Raw genomic sequence first — 1,929 nt, 5'->3', positions numbered from 1 at the left:
TATGGCTGCATCAACTACAACTGCATTTGGTGCACTTGGGGCTTGAGCCATCGTGAGTGCTGGGCCCGCCAAAAGAGCAGCGGCTAGCAGGGTACTTGGGGCGAATTTGATCTTCATATCTTTCCTTAATAATGTGTATTTCTACAGTGATATTAGCGTATTTTTACCCTCAATTTCACTTAAAGCGCCATCCTAAGGTGCTCAAGGAAATTTATAGGCTTCTTTGATAACATCAATCCTTTCAGAGTGATTCAAGCTAAAGGAACTTCATGCCCCGATTTGCCGCCAACCTCACAATGCTATTTAATGAAGTGCCGTTCATGGAGCGTTTTGCGCTCGCCAAAACCGGCGGATTTAAGGCTGTTGAATTTCTATTTCCTTACGCCTTTGATGCTCAAGCGATTAAGCTGGCTTTGGATCACAACGCCCTCAAGCTCGCACTCCATAACCTACCTGCAGGTGATTGGGATGCTGGAGAGCGTGGAATTGCTTGCTTACCTGATCGGGTTGCTGAATTTCGTTCTGGTGTTGCAAAAGCAATTGAATATGCCTCGATTCTCGGTGTACCTCAGCTCAATTGCCTTGCTGGTAAGGTCCCAGCAGGATCTGATCCAAAGGTGCTGCACGATACCTTTGTCAATAATTTGCAATATGCCGCTGGTGAGCTCAAGAAAGCCGGCTTAAAGCTTTTGATTGAGCCTATCAATACCTTTGATATGCCAGGCTTTTACTTGTCAAAGACAGAGCAGGGCATTGCCATTTTGGATGCCGTTGGAGCAGATAACGCTTTTTTACAATACGACATCTATCATGCCCAGCGCATGGAAGGCGAGCTTGGAAATACGATCCAAAAGTACTTTAGTCGCATTGCCCACATTCAGTTGGCCGACAATCCGGGTCGCAATGAGCCCGGTACGGGTGAAATCAACTACGACTATCTCTTTGGCTTATTAGATCGCCTTGGATACACCGGCTATATTGGTTGCGAGTACAAACCTCTCAAATCAACTGAAGCGGGCCTAGGATGGATGGGTCGGTATGAGCAGGAATGATGAGGCTCAGTTGCAAGTTTGTGAATCAATAATGAAGTAAAGCGGAAAATCAGTAAGTTAAATAATTAATAACTAAGGATGACATTATGAGTAAGTTAAAGCTAGGTTTTGTTGGTTTGGGAATTATGGGTGCTCCGATGGCGGGCCATTTAGTGGCTGCTGGCCACGAGGTATTCATCAATACCCGTAGCAAGATTCCGGAAGAGTTAGCCAATAGCGCTGCAATCCCTTGCTCTAGCCCCGCAGAAGTTGCCAGCAAAGCAGACATCATCATCACCATGGTGCCAGATACTCCTGATGTGGAAAAAGTTCTCTTTGGGGATCACGGCATTGCCCAAGGCTTAACAGCTGGCAAGATCGTCGTTGATATGAGTTCGATTTCTCCAATAGCAACCCAAGAGTTTGCCAAACGTATTAATGCTTTGGGCTGTGAATATGTCGATGCTCCAGTCTCAGGCGGTCAAGTAGGCGCAAAGGCAGCAAGCCTAACTATCATGGTGGGTGCAAGTGAATCCACCTTTGCAAAGGTAAAGCCTGTCTTTGAGTTGATGGGCAAAAATATCACCCTAGTTGGTGGCAATGGCGCCGGTCAAATTACAAAAGTAGCTAATCAAATTATTGTTGCCTTAAATATCGAAGCGGTTGCTGAAGCCTTAGTATTTGCTGCTAAAGCAGGCGCTGATCCCGCTAAGGTGCGTGAGGCACTGATGGGAGGTTTTGCCAGCTCCAAGATTTTAGAAGTTCATGGTGAGCGCATGATCAAACGTACTTTTGATCCTGGCTTCAGAATCGAATTACATCAAAAAGATTTAAGCCTCGCACTCAGTAGCGCTAAGGCTTTAGGCGTATCACTACCAAATACTGCTACAGCCCAAGA

At 46.0% G+C, this 1,929-nt stretch carries 2 protein-coding genes; both read left to right on the top strand.

Annotated features, from left to right (window positions below):
- Nucleotides 1-269: 269 nt before the first annotated feature.
- Entirely contained in the window at nucleotides 270-1,052 is a 783-nt protein-coding gene (gene hyi / locus B7Y67_RS16495) for a hydroxypyruvate isomerase (protein ID WP_215303661.1), read from the top strand.
- Nucleotides 1,053-1,138: 86 nt separating this feature from the next.
- Nucleotides 1,139-1,929: 2-hydroxy-3-oxopropionate reductase (locus B7Y67_RS16490; RefSeq protein ID WP_293599561.1), on the top strand; the 791-nt coding region annotated here is incomplete at its 3' end.

The sequence above is a fragment of the Polynucleobacter sp. 35-46-11 genome, from assembly GCF_002281105.1.
Note: the sequence above shows the minus strand (reverse complement) of the source record. Positions and strands in the feature narration are given on the sequence as shown.